The 22,308-nt window shown below is 70.9% G+C and carries 17 protein-coding genes and 2 pseudogenes; 7 read left to right on the plus strand and 12 right to left on the minus strand.

Translation table 11 applies throughout. From position 1 onward, the window contains the following. Positions 1-67: 67 nt before the first annotated feature. The 5 genes and pseudogenes from ACFYWI_RS31575 to ACFYWI_RS31595 all read right to left on the minus strand — a co-directional run. The gene (locus ACFYWI_RS31575; protein WP_389239116.1) at positions 68-2,014 is read right to left on the minus strand and encodes a transglycosylase domain-containing protein; all 1,947 of its coding nucleotides are present in this window, start codon (positions 2,012-2,014) and stop codon (positions 68-70) included. Positions 2,015-2,098: 84 nt separating this feature from the next. Then, positions 2,099-3,361, minus strand: coding sequence for an ATP-binding protein (locus tag ACFYWI_RS31580; protein WP_389239118.1), 1,263 nt, complete (start codon positions 3,359-3,361; stop codon positions 2,099-2,101). Positions 3,362-3,363: 2 nt separating this feature from the next. Further along, a complete protein-coding gene (gene cseB / locus ACFYWI_RS31585; protein ID WP_389239120.1) occupies positions 3,364-4,083 on the minus strand; it encodes a two-component system response regulator CseB in 720 nt (239 codons plus the stop codon). Next, positions 4,080-4,814 (minus strand): hypothetical protein, encoded by a 735-nt coding sequence (locus tag ACFYWI_RS31590; RefSeq protein ID WP_389239122.1) that lies wholly within the window; start codon positions 4,812-4,814, stop codon positions 4,080-4,082. The genes cseB and ACFYWI_RS31590 overlap by 4 nt, the downstream gene beginning before the upstream one ends. A gap of 176 nt (positions 4,815-4,990) precedes the next feature. Next, positions 4,991-5,341, minus strand: a pseudogene (locus tag ACFYWI_RS31595) (DNA polymerase III subunit beta); the annotation flags it as partial. 111 nt (positions 5,342-5,452) lie between these two features. Here ACFYWI_RS31595 and ACFYWI_RS31600 point away from each other — a divergent pair. The 4 genes from ACFYWI_RS31600 to ACFYWI_RS31615 all read left to right on the plus strand — a co-directional run bounded on the left by ACFYWI_RS31600 (position 5,453) and on the right by ACFYWI_RS31615 (position 9,268). Next, positions 5,453-5,959, plus strand: coding sequence for a hypothetical protein (locus ACFYWI_RS31600; protein WP_389239124.1), 507 nt, complete (start codon positions 5,453-5,455; stop codon positions 5,957-5,959). Between the two features lie 106 nt (positions 5,960-6,065). Beyond that, complete coding sequence (locus tag ACFYWI_RS31605; RefSeq protein WP_389239126.1) at positions 6,066-7,004, plus strand: endonuclease/exonuclease/phosphatase family protein; 939 nt, start codon at positions 6,066-6,068, stop codon at positions 7,002-7,004. 155 nt (positions 7,005-7,159) lie between these two features. Then, positions 7,160-8,107, plus strand: a complete 948-nt coding sequence (locus tag ACFYWI_RS31610; protein WP_389239129.1) for a lytic polysaccharide monooxygenase — start codon at positions 7,160-7,162, stop codon at positions 8,105-8,107. A gap of 162 nt (positions 8,108-8,269) precedes the next feature. Beyond that, the gene (locus ACFYWI_RS31615; protein ID WP_389239131.1) at positions 8,270-9,268 is read left to right on the plus strand and encodes a glycosyltransferase family 2 protein; all 999 of its coding nucleotides are present in this window, start codon (positions 8,270-8,272) and stop codon (positions 9,266-9,268) included. Here the strand turns inward: ACFYWI_RS31615 and ACFYWI_RS31620 are convergent. From ACFYWI_RS31620 to ACFYWI_RS31650, 7 genes and pseudogenes are all read right to left on the minus strand, one after another. After that, positions 9,243-10,757 (minus strand): DUF6056 family protein, encoded by a 1,515-nt coding sequence (locus tag ACFYWI_RS31620; RefSeq protein ID WP_389239133.1) that lies wholly within the window; start codon positions 10,755-10,757, stop codon positions 9,243-9,245. The two genes, ACFYWI_RS31615 and ACFYWI_RS31620, sit on opposite strands and share 26 nt — an antisense overlap. A gap of 239 nt (positions 10,758-10,996) precedes the next feature. Further along, a complete protein-coding gene (locus tag ACFYWI_RS31625) occupies positions 10,997-11,731 on the minus strand; it encodes a hypothetical protein (RefSeq protein ID WP_389239135.1) in 735 nt (244 codons plus the stop codon). Further along, on the minus strand, positions 11,728-13,365 hold the full coding sequence (locus ACFYWI_RS31630) for a protein kinase (RefSeq protein ID WP_389239137.1): 1,638 nt from the start codon (positions 13,363-13,365) through the stop codon (positions 11,728-11,730). The genes ACFYWI_RS31625 and ACFYWI_RS31630 overlap by 4 nt, the downstream gene beginning before the upstream one ends. Before the next feature lie 206 nt (positions 13,366-13,571). After that, positions 13,572-13,886 (minus strand): annotated as a pseudogene (locus ACFYWI_RS31635) (aminoglycoside phosphotransferase family protein); the annotation flags it as partial. Positions 13,887-13,949: 63 nt separating this feature from the next. Then, complete coding sequence (locus ACFYWI_RS31640) at positions 13,950-16,280, minus strand: FtsX-like permease family protein (protein WP_389239139.1); 2,331 nt, start codon at positions 16,278-16,280, stop codon at positions 13,950-13,952. 2 nt (positions 16,281-16,282) lie between these two features. Continuing rightward, the gene (locus ACFYWI_RS31645; RefSeq protein ID WP_389239141.1) at positions 16,283-17,071 is read right to left on the minus strand and encodes an ABC transporter ATP-binding protein; all 789 of its coding nucleotides are present in this window, start codon (positions 17,069-17,071) and stop codon (positions 16,283-16,285) included. After that, a complete protein-coding gene (locus ACFYWI_RS31650) occupies positions 17,068-17,574 on the minus strand; it encodes a PadR family transcriptional regulator (protein WP_389239143.1) in 507 nt (168 codons plus the stop codon). The genes ACFYWI_RS31645 and ACFYWI_RS31650 overlap by 4 nt, the downstream gene beginning before the upstream one ends. A gap of 165 nt (positions 17,575-17,739) precedes the next feature. On the opposite strand from ACFYWI_RS31650, the gene ACFYWI_RS31655 reads away from it, so the two are divergent. The 3 genes from ACFYWI_RS31655 to ACFYWI_RS31665 all read left to right on the plus strand — a co-directional run bounded on the left by ACFYWI_RS31655 (position 17,740) and on the right by ACFYWI_RS31665 (position 22,303). Next, entirely contained in the window at positions 17,740-19,011 is a 1,272-nt protein-coding gene (locus ACFYWI_RS31655) for an ABC transporter substrate-binding protein (RefSeq protein ID WP_389239145.1), read from the plus strand. A 227-nt stretch (positions 19,012-19,238) separates the two neighbouring features. Next, positions 19,239-20,912 (plus strand): glycoside hydrolase family 13 protein, encoded by a 1,674-nt coding sequence (locus ACFYWI_RS31660; RefSeq protein WP_389239147.1) that lies wholly within the window; start codon positions 19,239-19,241, stop codon positions 20,910-20,912. Between the two features lie 59 nt (positions 20,913-20,971). Beyond that, complete coding sequence (locus ACFYWI_RS31665) at positions 20,972-22,303, plus strand: ABC transporter substrate-binding protein (protein WP_389239149.1); 1,332 nt, start codon at positions 20,972-20,974, stop codon at positions 22,301-22,303. Positions 22,304-22,308 lie beyond the last annotated feature (5 nt).

The following is a 22,308-nucleotide window of genomic DNA, read 5'->3' on the forward strand; positions in this document are numbered from 1 at the left end:
AGACTGCCATGCCGTCTCGTCGGGCTGCCACCGATTTTCCGGCAATGCCCCGAGCGTGGCGCGTCCGCTACTCCTCCGATCCGACCGGGTCCGGCGCCACCTCGGAGCCTGACATCGCCGTGTACATCGACCAGATCCTTTCGGCGTTGCCCTCCCCGGCGCCCTTGAGGGCCACCTGCTTCTGGGTCCTTGCGTCCTCGCCGAACAAGGCCAGCGAGGTGACCAGTTCCGGCGAGAAGCTGATGTACCACTCCGCCTTCCGGTCGTCCGACGGGCCCGTGACCGTGGGTACGAAGGCGACGGGCTGCGCGCTCGCCGCGGCGCCCTCGACCGGGAGCCTGTCCGCGCGGGCGAAGCTGCTTCCGAGTGACCCGGTGACGATGCCGGCCGCCTCGGCGCTGACGGCCTGGCCGCCGATCGAGGGCGGCAGATTCGTGCTCTCGTCGCCGCGCTGCGCCGACTTCACGATCGAAGGAGTCACCTTTCTCCCCTCGTTGGCGAGGGTGGCGTAGACACCCGCCATCTCCATCGGGCTGACGCCCATCAGCCCGAGCGACGTCGATCGCGGCGAGGTGAACCCGCTCGCCTGCGGGTTCATGCCCAACTCCACGGCCGTCTGCCGGACGTGCGCGAAGACGTCCGTTGTCCGGCCTGTGCCGCGCTGATCGGGCGCCGCGTCGACCTTCGCGGCCAGGGCCACCGGTCCGAACGTGGGACCTGCCTGGTAGTCGGAGCGGGTCGCGTTGCTGATGAAGTGCTTGAGGTAGTCCCGGCCGCCGTACAGCGCCAGGATGCGGCCGGACCTCGGATCCACGGATACGGCACCGGCCTGTTGGTCGGCGTCCTCCGTCCCGGCGGGAGTGTCCGCGTCGGACGGGCCAGAGGGGTCGGAGGGCCCGGTTACGCCGGATGCGTCGCCACCGGTGGCGACAGCCTGCTCCAGCGCCCGCTGCCGAGCAGGGTCGATGTTGAGGGTGATACGCCAGCCGCCGCCTGCGAGTTCCTGCTCGCTGATGCCCGAAGCCATCAGTTCCCGCCGTGCGGCTTCCACCAGATAGCCGGCCCGCCCGCCGAGCCCTGAGACCGGTTTGGGCGCGAGCGGTGGCGCAAACCGCATGCGCTGTCGCGTGGCACCGTCCAGCCAGCCCTCTTCGACCATGTTGTCGAGCACATAGCCCCAGCGTTCCATGACCAGCCGCCTGCCCTCGGGGCCGGCCGCGGCCCAGTCGTACTGGCTGGGGGCCTGGAGCAGCGCCGCGAGATACGCGCCCTCCTCGACGGTGAGCTGCCCGGCCTCCTTGCCGTAGTACGCGCGGGCCGCCGCCTGGACGCCGTAGGCCTGCCGTCCGTAGAAGCTGGTGTTGAGATAGCCGGCGAGGATGTCGTCCTTGGAGGTCTGACGGTCGACCTTGAGAGCGATCACGAGCTCCTGCACCTTGCGGGTGACGGTCTGTTCCTGGCTGAGGTAGTAGTTCTTGACGTACTGCTGGGTGATCGTCGAGCCGCCCTGTTTTCCCTTGCCCGTCACGGTGTTGAAGATCCCGCGGGCGGTGCCGCTCAGCGAGACGCCGGAGTCGCTGTAGAAGTCCTTGTTCTCCGCGGCGACGAACGCCCGCCGCACATTCAGGGGAACGCGGTCGAGGGGGACGCTCTCCCGGTTGATGTCTCCGGTGCGGGTCAGGCGTGTTCCGTCGCTGTAGAAGTAGACATTGCTCTGAGCCCTGGCCAGGTCGTTGGCCTGGGGGATGTCGATCGCGACGTACAGCACGGTGAAGCCGCCGACCATCAGGGTGCCGAGGGAGGCGACGCTGAGCAGGGCGGCCCGCCAGTTCAGGAAACGGCGTATCCCGGTCCGCCTGCGGGACCGGCCGCCCATGCCGGGCAGGGGCAGGGTCCCTCGCTGCCTGCCGCGCGTACCCGGACGGCCGCCGCGCCCTCTCGGCGTCTCCGCCCAGCCGACCTCGCTCGCTGCGAGCCGCTCCGCCGCCCGGTCGGGGTTCCGCCTGATACGCATGGCACCATCCTCGGCGCCGAAGATCTTCGTCAAGCGGAAGACCGGCATCAACTGTGCCTCGGTGGTGTATCGGCTGTGTATCGGTCAGTCGCCGGATCCGCTCGGACCACCCTGCCGCGCGGGCAGCAGCAGGGTGGCGACCGCGCCGCTGTCCGGGTCGTTGGCGAAGGTCAGCGTGGCTCCGATGACATCCGCGTGGCCCCGGGCGATGGTCAGGCCCAGACCGTGGCCCGTGCCGCGTTCCCGGGTGCCCGTGCCGAATCGCTGCGGCCCTTCCTGCAACAGGGAGTCCGGGTAGCCGGTGCCCCGATCGCGTACGGTCACGCTCACGCATTCGCCGGCCGTCACCGACACCGTGACCGGTGTGCGGCCGTGCCGGTGCGCGTTGACGACCAGATTGGCGACGATGCGTTCCAGCCGCCGGGGGTCGGTCCACACGCGCACGCCGGGGTCCTGCGCGGCATGGTCGTCGACCTGCAACGTGGCTGCCAGACCCGTGCGTTGGACGATCGCGGTCACCAACGGTCCTATCGGGCACGGCGAAAGATCCGGCTGTTCCCCGCCCACGTCCAGTCGGGAGATCTCCAGCAGCTCCTCCACCAGAGTGCTGAGAACCCGCACCCGGTCGCGCACATATCCGGCAGCCTCGTCCTCCTCCGGCAGCAGTTCGGCCGCGGTGACGAGTCCCATGAGAGGTGTGCGCAGTTCATGCGCCACATCGGCGGTGAAGCGCTGCTCGACGCGCAGTCGCCGCTGCAGGGCGGCGGCCATGGTGTCGACGGCCGTGGAGATCTCGGCGATCTCGTCCTGCGGCCGGGGCGCGGCCGAGATACGGGCGTCCAGATCCCCAGCGGCGATGCGGCGGGCGGTCCCGGCAGCCGTACGCAGCCTGCGGCTCATCCGGCCCGCGCTCAGCACACCGAGGGGCAGCACCACCGCCGTGGTGAGTCCACCGGCCACAACAATGCTCGTGTCGAGCGCACCCAGGTCGCGCATCGTGGTTCTCAAGTCGATGCGTACGGAAAGCACCCGGTCACCAGCGGGCCGCGCGGCCCACATGGCGGGCCCGGACGGTCCGTCGGTGAACTCGGTGCCCTGGCGCCCCTTGGCGACCAGCGTGCCGAGGCCGCGGGGCAGACCGCTCGCGTCGAGTTCGGCGCCCGAGCCCTGGACCGTCCCGGTGCGGGTGTAGATGACGGCGGCCCGCTCGAGCGTGGTGCGTGCCGTCTCGCGTGCCTGCGAGAGCTCCCGGTCGAGTGAGGCATGGTGCACCAGCACGCCGACCGCAGTGGCGACGGCGCAGATGGCCGCGGCCACCAGGGCGGCGATCCGCCGACGCAGAGCCATGGTCAGCGCCGCAGCTTGTAGCCGAAGCCGCGGACCGTCTCGATCCGATCGGCGCCTATCTTGGCGCGCAGCCGCTGCACATGAAGGTCGACGACGCGGGTGTCGCCGTGCCAGGCGTGGTCCCACACCCGGCTCAGCAGCGTACGGCGCTCCAGTACGACGCCGGGCGATGCGGCGAACTCGAGGAGCATCCGCAGCTCGGTCGGGGTCAGCGCGAGCGTGCGTCCCGCGCGCGACACCTCCATGCCGCGGGTGTCGATGGTCAGATCGCCGAACGTGGCCGTGGAGTCCTCCTCGTTCGCTGCCCGGCTGCCCGCGGTGGCGGCCGGTGCGAAGGAGGCGCGACGCAGCAGCGAGCGGATCCGTGCGACAAGAATCGCGCTCTCACAGGGCTTGACGACATAGTCGTCGGCGCCTGCCTCGAGACCGGAGACGACGTCGAGGGTGTCGCCGCGTGCCGACATCATCAGGATCGGCGCAAGGCTCAGCTCGCGGATCCTGCGGCACAGCCCGATGCCGTCCAGGTCGGGGAGCATCACATCGAGCAGCAGCAGATCCGGGTTCGTCTCCCGGAAGAGCTCCAGGCCGGTCAGCCCGTCGCCCGCGGTCGACACGGTGAAGCCGTAGCGCTCGAGCACCATCCGGACGGTGTTGCGGATCACCTCGTCGTCCTCGACGAGCAGCACATGGGCTTCGGAGGGAGCCTGCGGAGGGTTCGTCATCGGGGCGTCCTCGTCTGTGGAGCGGTGGCCGTGCCGGACTGCCCTGCGGTCGCGCCGGTCGGCGCCGCGGGCGAACGCGGCTCGTTCTGCGATGCGCCCGGAGCCATCACGGTGCCGTTCCAGCGGTAGCGGGTGGTGAAGCTGCCGTCGTGGCCGGTCGAGGTGATCACCAGATCGCGGCCGAACGTCTCGCCGGTCAGCCCGAGCTGGCCCCAGGTGATCAGCACCGGGCGTACCGTGCGGCCCGATGCCCGGTAGACCTGAACCAGGGTCAGCGAGGCGGACGGTTCGTCGAAGGCGACCACCAGTTCATCGTCGCCGTCCCCCGTGAGGTCTCGGTGGACAGGGGCGCGCAGTCCGCACCGCGCGCCCGGACAGTCCGCGAGCGCGGCCCGGACCAGTTGTGGCACATTCGGGTCCCTCTCCAGCAGCTTCCTCACCGACACTCCCGCCAGGCCGCTCCCGGGCAGCTCGATGGGCACGGCCGGGTACTGCTTGAAGGCGGGGCCGGGCTGACCGGTGCCGGGTGGCCGGGGCGGTTGATACTGCGGCCACAGCGGCGAGGGGCGCACCGGAGGCGACAGACTGGGGGCAACGCCCCCGTCCCGAGCCCCGGTCTCCGACGCGCAGCCGGCCAGCGCCACGGCAGTCACCGCAGCGGCCGCCGCGCCCCTGAAGGCGGCGGTCGCGCGGGCGCGTTGCGCGGCGGCGGTGCGGTGGAAGCGGAACATATGCGCCTCAGCCTAACCGCCGGCCATCCGCGGTCACCGGTCAGACCAGCGGTTTCACCGGCATCAGCAGATGCCGATGCGCGGGATGCGCCGTGCCGTCCGCCGCGTCCGTACCGCTGAGCAGGGCCCGTTGGCCAGGGCCCAGCAGATGGAACCGTACGAAGGGCGAGTGCCAGCAGCGCAGGGCAGTCCTCCAGAGGCAGCACCGAAAGGCCGAACCGTGCACCGCCACCGACCACCGAGGAGCGCGAGCCCTCCACCGCGCAGTCCACGAGCCCGTCCGGCAGAACACGGCAGACATCAAGCAGCCTGCGCCCCATGACCGGCACCTGACCGGGACGCACCGTCTGCGTCTCCACCTCGATCCGTGCGGACGCCTCGTAGTCGAGTCCCGAGACACGCGGCCGGCCGTCGCTCGCGTCCAGCAGCAGCCCGCCCAGCACCGGCACGGGTGAACGTGCGGGCAGCACGCGAGCGCCCCAGGCAACGGCGTCGGCCAACTCACGGCGTTCGATACGGAATTCCATACGGACTCCTCCCCGACACATCCTGTCCGCGACGCTGTCCGTCACCACTGACAACGCCCCCGGCCCGGCGGACTGGCAAGATCTGACCCACGGGCGGGAATCGGGGGCGTCATGGACAACGCACGGCAGGACGGGGCGGCGGGCGAGGCAGCGCGGCCGAGCCGGCAGGGGAGGCGGTGGCGCAGGGTCTTGTGGGCCGTGCTCGCGGTGCCGTTGGCTGCCGCCGTCGCCCTGGTGATGTGGTTCGCCTGGATGGTGATCTCGTTCATGGTCAGCGACGACCCCTTCAACACCCACTCGCAGGCCGGCTGTTCCCGTGCCATGGAGTTCGCCCACGGCTCGCTTCCCGAGGGTACGACCGACGAGGACTGCTCGGTCGACGAGTGGATGGACACCGTGGTCAGGGGGACGTTCCGGATGCCGCGCGCCGATGTCGCGGACTGGCTCAAGGCCACCACCTACCCCGACGAGAAGCCGAAGGAGCACTGCACACAGGACGTGTGCCTGGACATCTCCTACCCGTCCGCGCAGAACGTCGTCGCGGACGAGGTGCGACTGACGGTGGAGTACGAGAACGCGGACAGCGCCCTTGTCACCCTGGAGGCGTTCGATGCCTGAGGCGCGGCCCCGGCGCGCCGCGTGGCCTCCGTCCGCATGGTGGCCCGACGGGCCCCCGAGCAAGTGGCGTCGGGGTGAGCCGCATGTGCAAGGCGGGAGTTGGGGTGTGGATGCCAGGGGGCGCTCCGCCTGGCAGCGCGGCCGCGGCACCGCCTTTGCCGCCGCCCTCGTCGCGCTCGTCCTCGCTGTCCCTGCCGCCGTACCCAACGCCGTCGGCCGCCTCGGCAGCCTCGTGGAGACGTTCCTGCCCTGGCTCGGTCTGGCCGTTCCGGTGCTGGCGGCGCTGTCCCTGCTGCGCAGGGCCCGCACCGCACTGCTCGCCCTGTTGCTGCCGATGGGCGTGTGGCTGGGGCAGTTCGGCGTTCTGCTGCTGCCCGGGCAGGGCACGGCGCACGATATCGTCGCGGTGCAGCACAACGTCAGTGATGTGAACACCGACCCGCAGGCCACCGCACGCGCACTGACGCGGGCTCGACCCGACCTCATCGCCCTGGAGGAGGTGACGGAGTCCACGCGTCCCGTGTACGAGGCGACGCTCGCCGGAGACTATCCGCATCACGCGGTGGCGGGCACGGTCGCCCTGTGGTCGACGTTCCCACTGACGGAGGCACGGCCGGTGGACATCAAACCGGCCGGGATCGGCTCCGGCTGGAACCGCGGGCTTCGCGCCACCATGCGGACGCCGCACGGTGAGATCGCGGTGTATGTGGCTCACCTGCCCTCGGTACGCCTCGGTGTGACGGGGCTGGGCTCGGCATGGCGGGACGAGAGCGCCCGGCTGCTCGGCGCGGCGATCGCCGCGGAGCAGGTGGACCGGGTGATCCTGCTGGGCGATCTCAACAGCACGGTGGACGACCGGGGACTGAGGCCGGTCAGCTCGCAGATGAACCCGACGGGGCCGGGGTTCGCGTTCAGTTGGCCCGCGGGGTTCCCCATCGCCCGGATCGACCAGATCATGACCAGATCAGCGACCGTCTCGCGGGTGGCTTCGCTGCCCGCGACCGGCAGTGACCACCTGCCGATCGTCGCCCGCATCAGACTGTGAGCGTTGCCGTGAGGCGGACGTCCGGAAGCCCGCCCACAGCGCGCGCGGCCGCGTCGTGCAAGAACCCGTCGGACGCGAGAGCGGGATGAACGCGGCGCGGTTTCGCGCCGTACTTGACGGCAACCGTCGAGCCCCGTCAAGGAGGTCTGCCGCCGATGACCGACCATCGCCCGCCAGCTGCCGCTGCCGTTGCTGCCGTCCTCGTCGGGGCGGTGCCCGTCCTGCTCACCCTCGCGGCCGCGGGGGTCGCCCAGGCCCATGGCGCGCCGACCGACCCGGTCAGCAGGGTCGCCGCCTGCGGACTCGACGGGGCGCAGCGCACATCGGCGGCCTGCAGAGCGGCCCGTGCCGTCAACGGGGGAGCGGACTTCAGCGCGTGGGACAACCTTCGGGTGGCCGATGTGCGGGGCAGGGACCGCGAGGTGATTCCGGACGGTCAGCTGTGCAGCGCCGGCCTGGATGCGTACAAGGGGCTGGACATCGCCCGCACCGACTGGCCGGCGACACCGCTGAAGGCCGGTGCGCCGTTCACCCTCACCTACCGGTCGACGATCCCGCACAGGGGGACGTTCAACCTCTATCTCACCAAGCAAGGCCACGATCCGGCGACACCGCTGCGCTGGGACGACCTGGCCGCGCGGCCGTTCGCCACGGCCACCGACCCGGCGCTCGTCAACGGCGCCTACCGGATCAGCGGGCGGCTCCCGTCCGGGCTGACAGGACGGCATGTGCTCTATACGGTGTGGCGGAACACGGACACGCCCGACACCTACTACTCGTGCTCCGACGTGGTGCTGACGGGCGGCAGCCACGGCGAGGGCGACGCACCGCCGCGGGACACCCTTCCACAGACCGCCCAGCCGTCCGAGGCGCCGCCCAGCCCTCCGGCCGACCGGCCCACCGAGCAGCCGAGTGAACCCCAGGGCACCGCCGAGGCAGCCGCACCGGCCGCCCCACCCGTCGATCCCTCCGCCGGCCGTCCCGCCACGGCGTCGGCCGACGGTGACGACAACACGCTCACCCTGATCGCCGGTTCGGGGGCCGCCGTGCTCGCGCTGCTCGCCGTGACCGGATCCGCGATGCTCCGGCGCCGCCGCACCTGATTGCTCGTCACCGTGCGCGACGCGCCCGGAAACAATCGCTTCCTGGTAACGAACCAGCGTTCACCTCACCATGAAGGCAACCTCTTCGGCCCTTAGACCATCTTGCCTACGCAACGGGCTGCAGAGAGGGCAGCCTGCCCGCATCACAGCGCATGGAGTGAGATGACAACGGTCCATACTTCGGTCGTCGTGCCGTGCTTCAACGAGAGCGAGGTGATCGACGCCTTCCACACGGCTCTGATCGCCGCTCTCGAGCCGGTCGGGACGACCTTCGAGATCTGCTATGTCGACGACGGCAGCAGCGACCGGACCCGACTGCAGCTTCGCGACCTGGCAGCAGCGGACCCACGGGTGCGTTACACCTCCTTCAGCCGTAACTTCGGCAAGGAGTCGGCGATGCTCGCGGGACTGAGGATGTCACGGGGCGAAGCGGTGGTCCTCATGGACGCCGATCTGCAGCACCCGCCCGAGCTGTTGCCGCGGATGCTGGAGCTGCATCGGCACGGCTACGACCAGGTCGTGGCCCAGCGGGACCGGACGGGAGAGGGCGCCGTACGCAAGGCGCTCAGCCAGACCTACTACCGCATGGTGCGCCGCTTCATGGAGGTTGAAGTCGTCGACGGCGCGGGCGACTTCAGGCTGCTGTCACGCCGGGCGGTCAACGCGGTGCTCTCGCTCCCGGAGAGCAACCGCTTCTCCAAGGGGCTGTTCTCCTGGATCGGATTCGACACCGTCAGCTTCACGTACGAGAACGTGCAGCGGGCCGCCGGGCAGTCCAAGTGGGGCGGGCGCCGTCTGCTCAACTACGGTATCGACGGGCTGCTCTCGTTCAACATGCGCCCGCTGCGCCTGGCGATCCACGCCGGACTCTGGCTCGTCCTGTCCGCCGTCGTCTACACGTTGTGGATCATCGCGAACGTCCTGCTCGACGGCGTGAAGACGCCCGGTTACGCGACCCTGATCACCGCCATAGTGGCACTGGGCGGTATCCAGCTCGCCACCCTCGGCGTGATCGGCGAGTACGTGGGACGGATCTATCACGAGGCGAAGCGGCGGCCGCACTATGTGATCCGGGAGACCGACACCTCCCGCGCGGCCGCCGCCGGCAGCGCAACGGCCCACGCCGCTGCCGAGGTCAGGGAAGTTGTGTCGAGTACGTGACCTTGTCCAGGTTGTAGTAGTCGGCGACACACTGCGCCGGCCAGACCTTGCGGCCCTTGTCACTGAACGGTTCCAGCATCCTGGCGACCGAAACGGGCCTGTACGGCGCGACCTTCGCGCCGCCTGCCGCCTGCTCGCGCAGGAACCGGTCCTGACGGTCCCACTTCTCGGCCCGCACCTGCATCTCGTTGCCGAGGTCCTGGAGCGGGCCGGCCATACCCAGCACGGCCGCCGCGCACACCGCGGCGGCCGCTGCGGTCGCCACACCGCCCCCCGCCCAGGGCGCACGCAGCCGCAGTGCCTGCCCCATGAAGGCGCCGGCGCCGACCAGCAGCAGGACGTAGAGCAGCAGGTAGTCGTTCCAGGTGCGCTCCGTGGTCACCACCCGATCCCCGAAGACGGGGTAGGTGATGACCGTGCAGAGATAGCCGGACACCAGGAAGGCGACCGCGCCGAGGGAGATCAGCGGCAGGGGACGGGACGGCAGCAGGACGGCGGGCCGCCGGCTCCGCCCGCGGGCCAGCAGGCCCAGCAGTACGCCGGCCGCGACCGCTCCCACGTACTGCCATGTGGTCAGGACGGTCTCCAGGATCTGGACGTATCCCCGGAGCGAGTTCAGCAGCGATTCCGGTGCGAGCATGGACGCGCGGTCGGCGCCGTAGCGCTCGCGCCGGTTGCGTGAGCCCGGTGAGGTCATCAGGACAAGGGTGCCGACGGCGATGCCCGCCATGCCGAGGAGCGCCCAGCGGCGGGCGAAGCCCTTCACCCGCGAGGTGAAGACGCGGTGCGCGAACATCACCACACCCGACAGCACCACGAGAGCGACGACCGACGCCTCCTCGGAGAGCGTCCCCATGAAAACCCCCGCCGCGATCACGGTGGCGAGGGCGGCGATTCGACCCCTGCGACCACGCGCACGCAGCAGCGGAATCACGACCGCACAGGCGAGCACCGGCGCGACGGTGTGCGAGACGGAGGCCGCGGGCCAGTAGAACGTCTTGTAGGTGTTGGGGGTGGCGAACAGGAATACGGCGGTGATCATCGACGCCACGAGCAACGGGAGGCCGCGCGGCGCTTCCACGTCGGCCCGGCGCAGCAGTTGTACGGTCAGCGCCCACAGCAGCGCCAGCATCAGTACGCCGCTGATCAGCCCGAACCACTGGTGTCCGGCCACCGGGAACTTCGCGTAGAGGCCGACGAACAGGCCGTTGCCGATCCGCCCGTTGTCGGTGAAGTAGAACTTTCCGACCAGGCCCGAAATACCGTGGTCGCGCACGCTGGGCAGGAAGCACCACTCGTCGGCGCTGGGGCGGACGTACCGGCCGAGCCAGGAAGCCATGGCGAGCAGGCCGAGCGGCAGCAGGGACAGGACCGACGGCCACGAGGTCCACCATGACGAAGAGGGGCCTTGCCGGCCGTTCCATCGCTCAGGGCCGGACTCCGGGTCCGCCTCTCGTGCGACGGTGACGCTCGATGCGTCGACGGCCATATCACCACTGCCTTTCTGGAAACTACTGGTTCGACACGGTAGAGGTGAATCCTTGGTGTGCCGTTCCATCTCCGCCGCGGCAAGATCGGCGAGTCGCACAGGGGAGACCGCGCTCGTCGTCGGCCTGGGCACCGCGGTCCGTCGGGCCGAGCGGCGTCACGTACAGGCCGACGCAGGGCCTGTACCTGCCGTTGCAGAAGGTTCATGAACGACTGTGTCCGCCGCAGCGACGCACCGGTTCAGTCGCACACGTACAGGAAACGCGCCGACGCCGAGTGGGAGGAGGGCGAGGTGACACGCAGTTCGGCGGCGGCCCGGTATGCACCTGTGCCGTGGAACGTCCACAGCAGATGCAGACGGGCCTGCTTCTGGCCGCGCTTCAGCTTCTCCTCCAGCTCGCCCGAGGCCGTACCGTCACTGCGCACCCAGCTGTACCTCAGAGTGCCGGGGCGTCCGTTCGTCCTCACCACGCCGACCACATCGGCCGTGCCGTCGCACCCCGGACCCTTGGCCGAGGTCTCCACCGCCACGCCCCGCACGGCAAGTCCGGGGCCGTAACGCTGCCAGGCGAGGAAGACCAGCACCGCCAGCAGCACCGAGGCCGCCAGGGCATAACGCCGCAGTACCCGGCGGCGGCGGGGCTGTTCCGGCTCGGAGGCGGGTTGTCCCGCGAGGGTGCCGTGCCAGAGATCGGCGGCGGTGGTGCCGCTGCCACGGCTGCGGACGACGGCGGTCACGCCGGGCCCGAAGCGCAGGACGTCGCCCTCGACCCGGTCGGGCGCCACGTCCGCCGGCCTTGCGTGGTCCTCTACGAGGGTGGGCGTATCCACCTCGGGCTCGGGCTCGGGGCGTTCGAACCAATGGCTGCCGAGGGCGGTCGCGCTGTACTCGTCGTCGGCGTCTGGGGGCTGCGGCCGACTCGCGTCCGACGGGCCGTCGTACGGGACTCGTGGATCGTTCGTCGGACCGCTCATCGGATCGAGCACTGCTGGGTGAGGATCTGCTGCATGGAACTGCCGTTCGCGGCGGTCGGGTTCGTCGTCGCCTGCACACCCCAGTAGCAGCCCCGGCCCTGGAAGGTGTGGGTGAGCGGCAGGGTGTACTGCGTCGCGCCGCTGCGCTCGAAGGTCTGTGTGCCGTCGGGACTGCCCAGTTCGCCCTTGGTGCTGCCGGTGAACCATGAAACGACGATGGTGACGGGTCCGGTGCCGTCCGTCGTGACGTCGATGGACGCGGCAGCAGTGGTGAAGTCCGTCTGCCGCAGGCTGGTCACGGACACGGCCCGCACGCGCACCGGCGGCGCCGTGGGTGTGGCGGTCGTGGGATCGACCGTGGGACCAGCCGTGGACGGCGTGGTCACCGGGTCTGCCGGGGTCCCGGGCGTCGGCGTGGCGGGCTCATCGGTCGCCGTGTCCGAAGTGGTGGGGGAGGGGCTCGTGGAGTCCGTGGCCGACGGCGACGTCGATGTCGACGGGTCGGCCGACGCGGACGGACCGGCCGGCGCAGAGGTGAGCGGATCCTGCGGCGTACCGGGCTCCGCGCTCGTGGTGGCGAGGGCCTGGGCGGTTCTCTCCTGCGGGCCGCCTCCGGGAGCCCCGGCTGCGATCGCCACCGCGATGGCCACGGCCAGCGCGGCGGCCGCCGTCAGTGCCTTGCGCAGCAGAGGGGACCAGCCGCCGGGACTGCCGCCACCGCCCAGTGCCGTCGTGGCAAGGTCGGTGGTGCCGGCCGCGCGGCCGGCGGCGGAGGGGAAGAGCAGCGGCAACAGTGCGGCGAGCGCGGCCAGTTTGCGCTGCCCGCGTTCCTCCCAGTCGGGGCCGTACGCCGCCCCGGCGATCTCCTCGAGCTCGGCCACGAACGCGGTCGCGTTCTCGGGACGGTCCTCAGGGGCCTTCGCCAGGCCGCGCCTGATCAGCGGGCGCACCGGCTCCGGCGCGTCGTCCGCGGGGATCGGCGCGCCGATGTGCTGCAGCGCCAGTTCGGCGAAGTTCTCGCCGGTGAAGGGCTTGCGGCCGGTCAGGCACTCGTAGAACGTGGCGGTCGCCGCATAGACGTCCGCCGCCGGGGAGGCGGGCTCGCCGTTCCACTGCTCGGGGGCCATGTACGCGGGTGTGCCGGCCACTCCGGGTGTGCTGCCACGGCCCGCGGCGATACCGAAGTCGACGAGCTTGGACGAACCGTCGGCCGCGACCAGGACGTTCTCCGGCTTGTAGTCCCGGTGCACCACTCCTGCCCGGTGCGCGGCGGCCAGCCCCAGCAGCGAGCCCTTGAGCACCACCAGAGCCGCCTCCGGTCCGGTGGCACCCTCCCGCAGGAGCAGCGCGCGCAAAGCGATCCCGTCGACGAGTTCCATGACGATGGCCGCGCCGTGCGGGGCTTCGACGTACTCGTAGAGTCCGACGACATGTGGCGAGTCGAGGTCACCGAGCAGCCGTGCCTCGGCCCGGAACTCCTGGACGAAGGCTGCATCGGTGCGCAGCCGCCCGTTCAGATACTTGATGGCCACCGGCACGCCGGTGGCGTCATGGACAGCCAGGACGACACGCCCGCAACCGCCCGATCCCAATTCCCGGGACTCCGTGTACCCGGGCACCGACCACACGTTCATCACGTTCCCCCAGTGGGAACCGCCGGCGGTCCCCGTTCCACGCCGTGTCTCACGGTGGCTTTTGTACGACCGCCGCACGATAGCCCACGTGCTGTCCCCATGACAGACACAATTCCGTCACGCCCGGTTCCCGCCGGATCCGGGTGGAGGTGACCCGTCGGACCGCCCCCGTGGACGGCGAGGCGTTGCCACGCGGTCAGCCGTACCCGGGCGACGAGGCGCCGCAGATACTCCTCCAGCCTCGTGGCGAGCAGCGCCGGGGTCAGTTCCTCACGTCCGAGTTCGCGCCACGGCACCGCCACGTTCTCCGCCTCCGGGGCGAAGGCCGGCGCGTCGAGGATGCGCCAGTACAGGTGGGCCGCGGATCCGCCGTCAGCGTGCCGCCCGCCGCGACGTAGCGGTCGGCGAACTCCATGCCGGCGCGGGCGCCGTCCAGCAAACGCCGGAGCGGTGGCGCAGTGGGCCACGTCCAGGTCCGCAGGGCCCCAGGAGGTCTCCACCCGGTCGACGACGCCGGTGATCTCCAAGCCCGCGGCGGCCACCGCCGCCGCGGGCTTTCCGGCGGCCGTGTGCCGCCACCGCCGTCAGAGCGTTTCGCTGAGCGAGTCCGCGAGACGGCGTCGCGCCGTCCGGGCCGCCGGCAGCGTCGCCGCGGCGACGGCCCCCAGCACCGCCCCGGCCCCGACCAGCACCAGCAACGACGCGGGCGGCGGATGGGCGATCCCCGCACCGATGCCGCTCGAGCGGCCCTGGGCATCGACCAGCCACCGGCCCGAGACCATCCCGACTGCCGTGCCCACGGCCGCTGCCGCGAGCGCCGTGAGACCGGCGGCCGTCACGATCACCGAGCTGATCTGGCGGGGTGTCAGTCCGATCGCCTTGAGCGCCAGCAGATCCCGGCCGCGGTCACGCACCCCCGTACTGATCAGTGTCAGCAGCTCGATCAGCCCGATCAGTGCCAGGACCGCGATCAGCGCGGCGATCACCACACGCGCCGGAGCGAGCCGGTCCGCCGGGTTGGCGATCTCGCGGATCTCCAGGGTGCCGCCGGACGATGCGGCGAGCGCGCTGCTGACATCCCGCGGGTCCGCGCCCGGTCGCAGTTCGAGGAGATGGAAGTCGGGCCGCAGCGCGGGGTCGCTCTCCCGCAGCGTGTCCAGGGTCGTGGAGATCACCCGGCCGCCGCCTTCGGGTTCGATGCTGCGCCCGACGACGTGCAGGATCTGCGGGCGCCCCTGGACCGTCAGCCGCACCCAGTCCCCGACCCCGACATCCAGCAGGTCGAGCAGGCCCTGTCCGGCCACGGCCTCGTCCGGTTCCTCGGCCGCGCGCCCTTCGACGACGGTGTACGGATACGGGGCCGATGCCGTGCCCAGCCCGCGCAGCGTGATCGTGCCGGTCTGCCCGGGTGCCAGCGCCGCGACCTCGGCCCCCGGGTGGGCGGCCACGACATCCGGCTGGGCGGTCAGCGCGCGGTCCAGCTCCCGGTCCGGGATGCTGCCCGGCTGCTCGGCCCGCACGGTCAGCGCGGCGGGCAGACCCATCTCGGCGGGCCGGCTGCCGAACCGGTCCACGGTCGACCAGGCCACGAGCGCCACCGTGATCAAAAGCAGGGGAAGAGCCAGCCGCGCCACGGGAACCAGCGCCCGGCCCCGGCGTGGGAACGCGGCCCGCCAGCCGAGCACCAGGGCGGGCGGTACCCGCAGCCCGAGCGCCCGTCGGCCGAGCCCGGTCATCGGAGCGGCCGACGGCAGCGCCATCCTCGCCACGGGAACAGGCGGCACCCGGCCCGCCCGCCAGGCCGCGAGCCCGGTCGCGGCCGCGATCAGCAGGACCGCGGCCCCCGGTACACCGAGCAGCACCGCGGTGTGCCCGGGAAGCTCCTGCCACACTCCGGCCGCGTCCCCGATCCGGCCGGGTATCCGGTTCCCGAGCAGCGCGATCGCCGTCGTACCGAGCGTGACCCCGAGCAGCGCGAACGCCAGATGCTGGACCAGGAACCCCCGTACCACCTGCCCCGGTGTGAAACCGATCGCCTTGAGTATCGAGATGTCGCGCAACTGGCCGCGCACCCGGGCACTGATCGCACCCGACGCGGCGAGCGCCGCACACAGCAGCGCGCCGAGCCCGAACACGGCGAAGAGCTGCCCGAGCAGCCGGTCGTCGCCGCCCGCTTCGGCCCGTGCCTGCTGCCACTTGGCGACCTGCGTGACATGGTCCGCGCCGAGCACGGTCACGGCGCGCTGGACGGTGAAGTCGGTGTCGGCGGGGTCCTCGAGCCGCAGTCCGGCCGTCACCCCCGGGCTGCCGGGGTCGGCCCGGTCGAGGGTGCCGGGCAGGACCCACCCCGTTCCAGGCTGGCCGCCCGGCCGGTAGCGCAGGTCCGCGGTCTCGGCGACACCGGCGACCCGTAGCGTCCGGGCGGCGCCGGCCGCATCGGCGACGGTGACCGTATCGCCCGGCTCCGCCCACAGCACACGGGCCACCGAGGCTTCGAGCACCACCCCGCCGAGCCCGTTCCCGGCGCCGTCGGAGGCCGGGTCGAGCCATCGGCCCGCCGTGAGCAGCGGGCGGGCGACGGACTCGGGGCGGGTGGCCGTGGCGCGCAGCTCCACGCGTGCTCGGGCGCCACGGGACTCCAGTGTCGCCTGCCCCGTGCGGTAGGGCCCGGCCACACCCTCAACCCCCGTGAGCCGTGCCAGCGCGGCGGTGTCGGCATCGGACCGGGTGTGGATCCACACATGCGCGCCCCGGGACTGGGTGAAGATCCGCTGCCAGGGGTTGGCCGCATAGCTCAGCAGCGCTCCGGCGAGGAGCAGCGAGGCGATGATGCCGGCGCTCGCGAGCACGACGAACAGCGCCTCGCCGCGGTGTGCCCGCAGATCGGCGTGCGCCCAGCGCAGAGTGGCCCGCACGGTCAGTCCTTGAGTTCGAGTACGCCGCGGACCCCGCCGCCGGGCGCTGCGCGTCCACCGCCGAGCACCGCGTCATCGGCTATCCGCCCGTCGAAGAAGCTGATGACCCGGTCGGCAGCGCTCGCCATCCGTGCGTCATGTGTGACGAGAACGATCGTCTGGCCGCGCTGGTGGAAGCGGGAGAGTAGCCGCAGCACCTCACGGGTCCCCTTGCTGTCCAGGCTGCCGGCCGGTTCGTCGGCGAGCAGCAGCGAGGGGTGGTTCACCAGCGCCCGGGCCAGCGCCACCCGCTGCTGTTCACCGCCGGACAGCTCGCCGGGCATGGCGCGCTCGCGGCCCTCGAGCCCCAGCTCGGCTAGCAGTTCGGCGCGGCTGTCCCGGGCCGCCCGGGGCGAGGCGCCGGCCAGCAGTGCGGGCAGCTCGACATTGTCGGCGACCGTGAGATTGGAGACCAGGTTGAAGAACTGGAAGACGATGCCGATGCTGCGTCGGCGCAGCCCCGCCCAGCGCGCCTCGCGATAGCCGTCCACGCGCTGTCCGTCGAGCCACAGCTCTCCGCTGTCGGGCCGCTGCAGCCCGCCGAGCAGATGCAGCAGAGTGGACTTCCCGGCCCCCGAGGGTCCGGTGATGGCGACGAACTCGCCCGGCTGTACGGTCAGGTCCACCGAGCGCACCGCGTGCACAGGCCCGCCCTCGCCGTGGTGGGTCTTGCTCAGGCCCTCGGCACGGACGATCGGCGTCGGTGCGCCGGCGTCGGCGGGCAGCCCGGAAGGAGCCCCTTCGTTGCTCATTCCAGCTCCTCCTGGCAGCGTTCCAGCCAGTCGAGATCGGCCTGCAGATGCAGCATCGCGCCTTCGATCAGCAGGTGGGACAGGCGGTTGTCCCGCTCCTCGGTGGCGGCCAGCCTGGACAGTTCACGCATGGTGTTCAGGTACTGCCGCCGCTGTCTGTTGATGAGGGCGACCGCGTCCGCGAGTCCGGACTCCGACGCGAGCGCGAGTTTCATGAAGAACTCGTCCCGCACTCTGGGCTCGTCGGCGGTCTCCTCGAACCAGGCGAGTACGGCCTCCCGGCCGGCGGCGGTGAGCAGATAGGTCCGCTTGTTGGGCCTGCCCGACTGCTCGACGTCCTCGCCCTCGATGAGACCGGCCTTTTCCAGCCGCCCGAGGGTGACATAGATCTGGCCGACGTTCGGCTGAGGGTACGCGGCGCCCAGCAGCTTCTCAAGGTCCTGCTTGAGCTCGTAGCCGTGCGCCGGGCCGCGGGTGAGGAGCGCCAGAAGCGGCAGCCGCACGCGCCCCCTCCTCCCGCTCGGTAGTTGCTCGTAGGCTCGTGGTGCAGGGTGTGACGCAGTCCCTTGCCCGGTCCGCCTGCACGTCTAGTATCGCTTATGCCTAACGGGTATATATAGGCCACAGCTTCCGGCAGCGCGGCCGGGACGGTGTACTGGGAGGAACCTATGCGGTGGACTCGTGCCGCGGGTAGAGCTCTCCTGGTGATCGCCGTGATACTGCTCGGCTACACGGGGTTCTCCGCGCAGCAGGGCACCGCGAACCGCGAAGGCCGCGGTCCGATGACGCTGGTGACGGCCGGCGATCTGACCGACTATCTCGGCCCGCTGCTCGACGACTGGAACACCGGTCATCCGGCAGAAAAGGTCACCCTCGTCGAACTGCCCGACTCCGCGGACGAGACCAGGGCGCAGATGATCAGCGAGCTGCGTTCGGGCGGTGGCCGTTTCGATGTGCTCAATATCGATGTCGCCTGGACCTCGGAGTTCGCGGCGGCCGGCTGGATCGCACCCTTGGAGAGGGAGCGCTTCCCGCTGGACGACTTCCTGCCGCCCGTCGTGGACACCGCCACCTTCGGTGGCCGGTTGTATGCCGTCCCTTATGTTACAAATGCCGGACTGCTCTACTACCGTGCGGACATCCTGCGGCGCGAGGGCATCGGTCCCCCGCGTACCTGGGAGGAGTTGGCCCGCCAGGCCCGTGACATCGCCCCCAAGTACGGACTCGACGGCTACGCCGGTCAGTTCCTGCCGTACGAAGGACTCTCGGTCAATGCCACCGAGGCGGTGCACTCGGCGGGCGGGTCCTTCCTGCGCGACGACGGCGCCCGCGTCACCGTGGATTCCGCCCCCGCCCGCGCCGGCCTCGGGTTCCTGGCCGACGGTATGCGCGAGGGCTGGATCTCGAAGGACGCCCTCGGCTACAAGGAAGAGGAGTCGCGGCAGGCATTCCAGGACGGCAAGGTGCTGTTCCTGCGGAACTGGCCGTATGTCTACGCGCTCGCGAACGCCAAGGACTCCAAGGTGTCGGGCAAGGTGGGGGCCGTGCCGCTGCCAGGGCCCGACGGCCTTGGCACCAGCGTGCTGGGTGGCTCCAACCTCGCGGTCAGCGCACAGTCGCGGCATCCGCAGTCGGCGGCCGACCTGATCGCGTATCTCACCAGTGAGCGCGTGCAGCGCCAGGTCCTCACCAAGGGTGCGCTGCCGCCGGTGCGAGCCGAGCTGTACAAGGATCCGGCACTGATCCGGGACCATCCGTATCTTCCGACCCTGCGCCAGAGCGTGCTGGCGGCAGAGCCCCGCCCCAAGAGCCCCCGGTACGACCAGGTGACCCTGGCGGTGCAGGCGGTGGTGCAGGACGTGATGGCCTTGCGTGCCTCCCCCGAGCAGGCCGTCGTTCGACTTTCCCGTGAACTGGAGTCGATCGCCCGCAAGGGCTGAGCCCATACCGCCTCCTCCGTAGTGCCCGTCGGCCGCTTACTTACATGTTAAGTACGCGGCCGCTTCTCTGCACCCTCTGATATCGGGGCATTATCGGGCAGCTTTATGTCAGTTCGTTGACACCTGGCTGACATGACTACTTAACATGCATGCATAACGGCGAGCCCGGCAGCGCCGCTTCAGCTCCGGGTCGCTCTCGCATCCAGCAGGAACAGGTCTCACGCGAGATGCTCTCAGCACCCCTGGCCGGAACCGGCCCCTCTGTCCGCACGCCCACCGCCTGGTGGCGCGACGCGGTCATCTACCAGGTCTATGTCCGCAGCTTCCTGGACAGCACCGGCGACGGCATCGGCGATCTCGCCGGCGTACGCGCCGGACTGCCGTACCTCAAGAAGCTCGGTGTCGACGGCATCTGGCTCAGCCCGTTCTACCCGTCACCGCAGCACGATCACGGCTACGACGTCGCCGACTACTGCGACGTCGACCCCGTCTACGGAGACCTCGGCGAATTCGACCGACTGATGGCCGACGCCCGGCGTCTGGGTCTCAAGCTGCTGCTCGACATCGTTCCCAACCACTGCTCCAGCGAGCACCCGTGGTTCCGAGAGGCCCTCGTCGCCGAGCCCGGCAGCCCCGCCCGCGCCCGGTTCCACTTCGCCGACGGCCGTGGACCCACAGGAGACGAGCCCCCCAACAACTGGCGGGCCATGTTCGGCGGCCCGGCCTGGAGCCGGATCACCGAATCCGACGGCACCCCGGGCCAGTGGTATCTGCACCTGTTCACCCCGGAACAGCCCGACCTGAACTGGCGCAACCCCGAGACCGGTGAATTCTTCGAGCACGTGCTGCGCTTCTGGCTGGACCGCGGCGTCGACGGCTTCCGCATCGATGTCGCGGCCGGTCTCTACAAGCACCCCGAAATGCCCGACTCCGACGACCCGTACGCGGACGAACGCACCCGCGACTCGGTGAACCCGCTCGCCTGGAACCAGCCCGAGGTGCACGACGTCTGGCGCCGCTGGCGCTCGGTGAGCGACGAGTACACCGCCCGGGACGGCCGCGAGCGCCTGCTGGTCGGCGAGGTCTCCGTACCGACCGCACGCGAACACGCCGAGTACGTGCGACCCGACGAACTGCACCAGGCCTTCTTCTTCGACCTGCTCAGCGCCCCCTGGGACGCCGCCGCGTTCCGCTCCACCATCACCGAGGCGATACGCGACATCGCCGGTACCGGTTCCACCGTCACCTGGGTGCTCAACAACCACGACCAGGTGCGCACCGTCACCCGCTACGCCGGCGAAGTGGGCGTCGAAGGCAGCGGACTCGGTGCGGCCCGCGCCCGCGCCGCGGCCCTCCTCATGCTGGCGCTGCCCGGAGCCGCCTACGTCTACCAGGGCGAGGAGCTCGGCCTCCCCGAGGTCCTCGACCTCCCGGACGAGGTGCTCACCGATCCCATCTTCCGGCGCACCGGCAGCCGCGCCCGGATCCGCGACGGCTGCCGGGTCCCGCTGCCCTGGTCCGGACATGCCTCACCGTTCGGCTTCAGCCAGGGAGCCGAAGGAGCCAGGCCGTGGCTGCCGCAACCCGAGTGGTTCGCCGAGCACGCCACCGACCGGGCCCTTGCCGACACCCGCTCCTTCTGGCACCTGTACCGCGAAGGCCTCCAGCTCAGGCGCAGCCTGCCGCAGCTCGGCGAAGGCACCCTGCGCTGGCTGGACGCACCGCCCCAGGTTCTGGCCGTCGCCCGCGGCGACGGACTGATCTGCGCCGTCAACTTCGGCACCGAGCCCGTACCGGCCCCGGTGACCGGCTCCCCGCTGCTCGCCAGCGGGCCCTGCCCGGACGGAATGCTCCCCGGAGCCACCGCCGCCTGGTGGACCGGAGAGGCGACCCCCGCCTGAGCGGAACCTCCCCGCGTCAACCGCAGCACCTCTTCACCCACCCTCGGAAGGAACGCATCATGAGTCGAACCACGACGGCACGGCGCACGGCGGCAGCAGGATCGGCGGTGCTCGCCCTCGCACTCGGCGCGAGCGCCTGCGGAGGCGACCCGACCGGCCCGGCGAGCGCCAAGGAGCTCAGCGGCCAGACGGTGACCGTCGCCGGAGTCTGGACCGGCAGCGAACAGAAGAACTTCCAGAAGGTGCTGGACGCCTTCACCGACAAGACCGGCGCCAAGACCACCTTCGTCCCCAGCGGCGACAACGTCTCCACCTTCGTCGGAAGCAAGATCGAGGGCGGCAACGCCCCCGAGGTCGTCATGGTGCCCCAGGTCGGCGTCATCAAGCAGTTCGCCAAGGAGGGCTGGCTCGCGCCGCTGTCCAAGAAGGCCGAGTCGACCGCCGGCGCGGGCCTCGCCCCGGTCTGGAAGAACTACGGCACCGTCGACGGCACGTACTACGGCCTCTACTTCAAGGCGGCCCACAAGTCGACCGTCTGGTACAGCCCGGCCGCCTTCGAGCAGGCCGGAGTGGCGGAGCCCAAGAGCTACGAGGAGATGCTGAAGGCCGGCCGTACCCTCTCCGACTCCGGTCTGCCCGCCTTCTCGGTCGCCGGCGAGGACGGCTGGACCCTCACCGACTGGTTCGAGAACATCTATCTCTCCCAGGCAGGTCCCGAGAACTACGACAAGCTCGCATCCCACACCCTGCCGTGGACCGACGCCACCGTCGTCAAGGCGCTCACCACCCTCGGTGACCTGTTCAAGGACAAGCAGCTGGTCGCGGGCGGCGCGAACGGCGCGCTGCGCACCGCCTTCCCCGCGTCCGTCGAGCAGGTCTTCGGCCCCGAGCCCAAGGCCGGCATGGTCTACGAAGGCGACTTCGTCGGCGGCATCGCCAAGGACGAGTTCGGCAAAAAGCTCGGCGAGGACGCGAAGTTCTACCCGTTCCCGCCGGTCGGTTCCGGCCCCGCCCCGGTCGTCAGCGGCGGCGACGCGGCCGTCGTCCTCAAGGACGGCAAGAACAAGAAGGCCGCCATGGCGCTGCTGGAGTTCCTCGCCACGCCCGAGGCCGCCGAAGTCTGGGCAGGCGCCGGCGGATTCCTGTCGCCGAACAAGAACGTGAAGCTCTCCGCGTACGGCGACGACACCACCCGCGCCACCGCCGAATCGCTGGTCAAGGCCGGAGACTCGGTGCGCTTCGACATGTCCGACCAGGCCCCTGCCGCGTTCGGCGGCACCAAGGGAGCGGGGGAGTGGAAGCTCCTGCAGGACTTCCTGCGCAACCCGTCCGACCCGAAGGCCACCGCGGCCAAGCTCGAAGCCGCGGCAGCCAAGGCGTACGGGAACTGAGGCAC

Source organism: Streptomyces sp. NPDC002889, assembly GCF_042888425.1.
Lineage (GTDB): Bacteria > Actinomycetota > Actinomycetes > Streptomycetales > Streptomycetaceae > Streptomyces.

Bases quoted from the DNA above. Each gene is read 5' to 3' on its own strand.
- ACFYWI_RS31620 (WP_389239133.1), bottom strand. From the start codon at position 10,757: ATGGCCGTCGACGCATCGAGCGTCACCGTCGCACGAGAGGCGGACCCG.
- ACFYWI_RS31665 (WP_389239149.1), top strand. From the start codon at position 20,972: ATGAGTCGAACCACGACGGCACGGCGCACGGCGGCAGCAGGATCGGCG.
- ACFYWI_RS31630 (WP_389239137.1), bottom strand. From the start codon at position 13,365: ATGAACGTGTGGTCGGTGCCCGGGTACACGGAGTCCCGGGAATTGGGA.
- ACFYWI_RS31580 (WP_389239118.1), bottom strand. From the start codon at position 3,361: ATGGCTCTGCGTCGGCGGATCGCCGCCCTGGTGGCCGCGGCCATCTGC.
- cseB (WP_389239120.1), bottom strand. From the start codon at position 4,083: ATGACGAACCCTCCGCAGGCTCCCTCCGAAGCCCATGTGCTGCTCGTC.
- ACFYWI_RS31590 (WP_389239122.1), bottom strand. From the start codon at position 4,814: ATGTTCCGCTTCCACCGCACCGCCGCCGCGCAACGCGCCCGCGCGACC.
- ACFYWI_RS31600 (WP_389239124.1), top strand. From the start codon at position 5,453: ATGGACAACGCACGGCAGGACGGGGCGGCGGGCGAGGCAGCGCGGCCG.
- ACFYWI_RS31660 (WP_389239147.1), top strand. From the start codon at position 19,239: ATGCTCTCAGCACCCCTGGCCGGAACCGGCCCCTCTGTCCGCACGCCC.
- ACFYWI_RS31655 (WP_389239145.1), top strand. From the start codon at position 17,740: ATGCGGTGGACTCGTGCCGCGGGTAGAGCTCTCCTGGTGATCGCCGTG.
- ACFYWI_RS31610 (WP_389239129.1), top strand. From the start codon at position 7,160: ATGACCGACCATCGCCCGCCAGCTGCCGCTGCCGTTGCTGCCGTCCTC.
- ACFYWI_RS31625 (WP_389239135.1), bottom strand. From the start codon at position 11,731: ATGAGCGGTCCGACGAACGATCCACGAGTCCCGTACGACGGCCCGTCG.
- ACFYWI_RS31645 (WP_389239141.1), bottom strand. From the start codon at position 17,071: ATGAGCAACGAAGGGGCTCCTTCCGGGCTGCCCGCCGACGCCGGCGCA.
- ACFYWI_RS31575 (WP_389239116.1), bottom strand. From the start codon at position 2,014: ATGCGTATCAGGCGGAACCCCGACCGGGCGGCGGAGCGGCTCGCAGCG.
- ACFYWI_RS31615 (WP_389239131.1), top strand. From the start codon at position 8,270: ATGACAACGGTCCATACTTCGGTCGTCGTGCCGTGCTTCAACGAGAGC.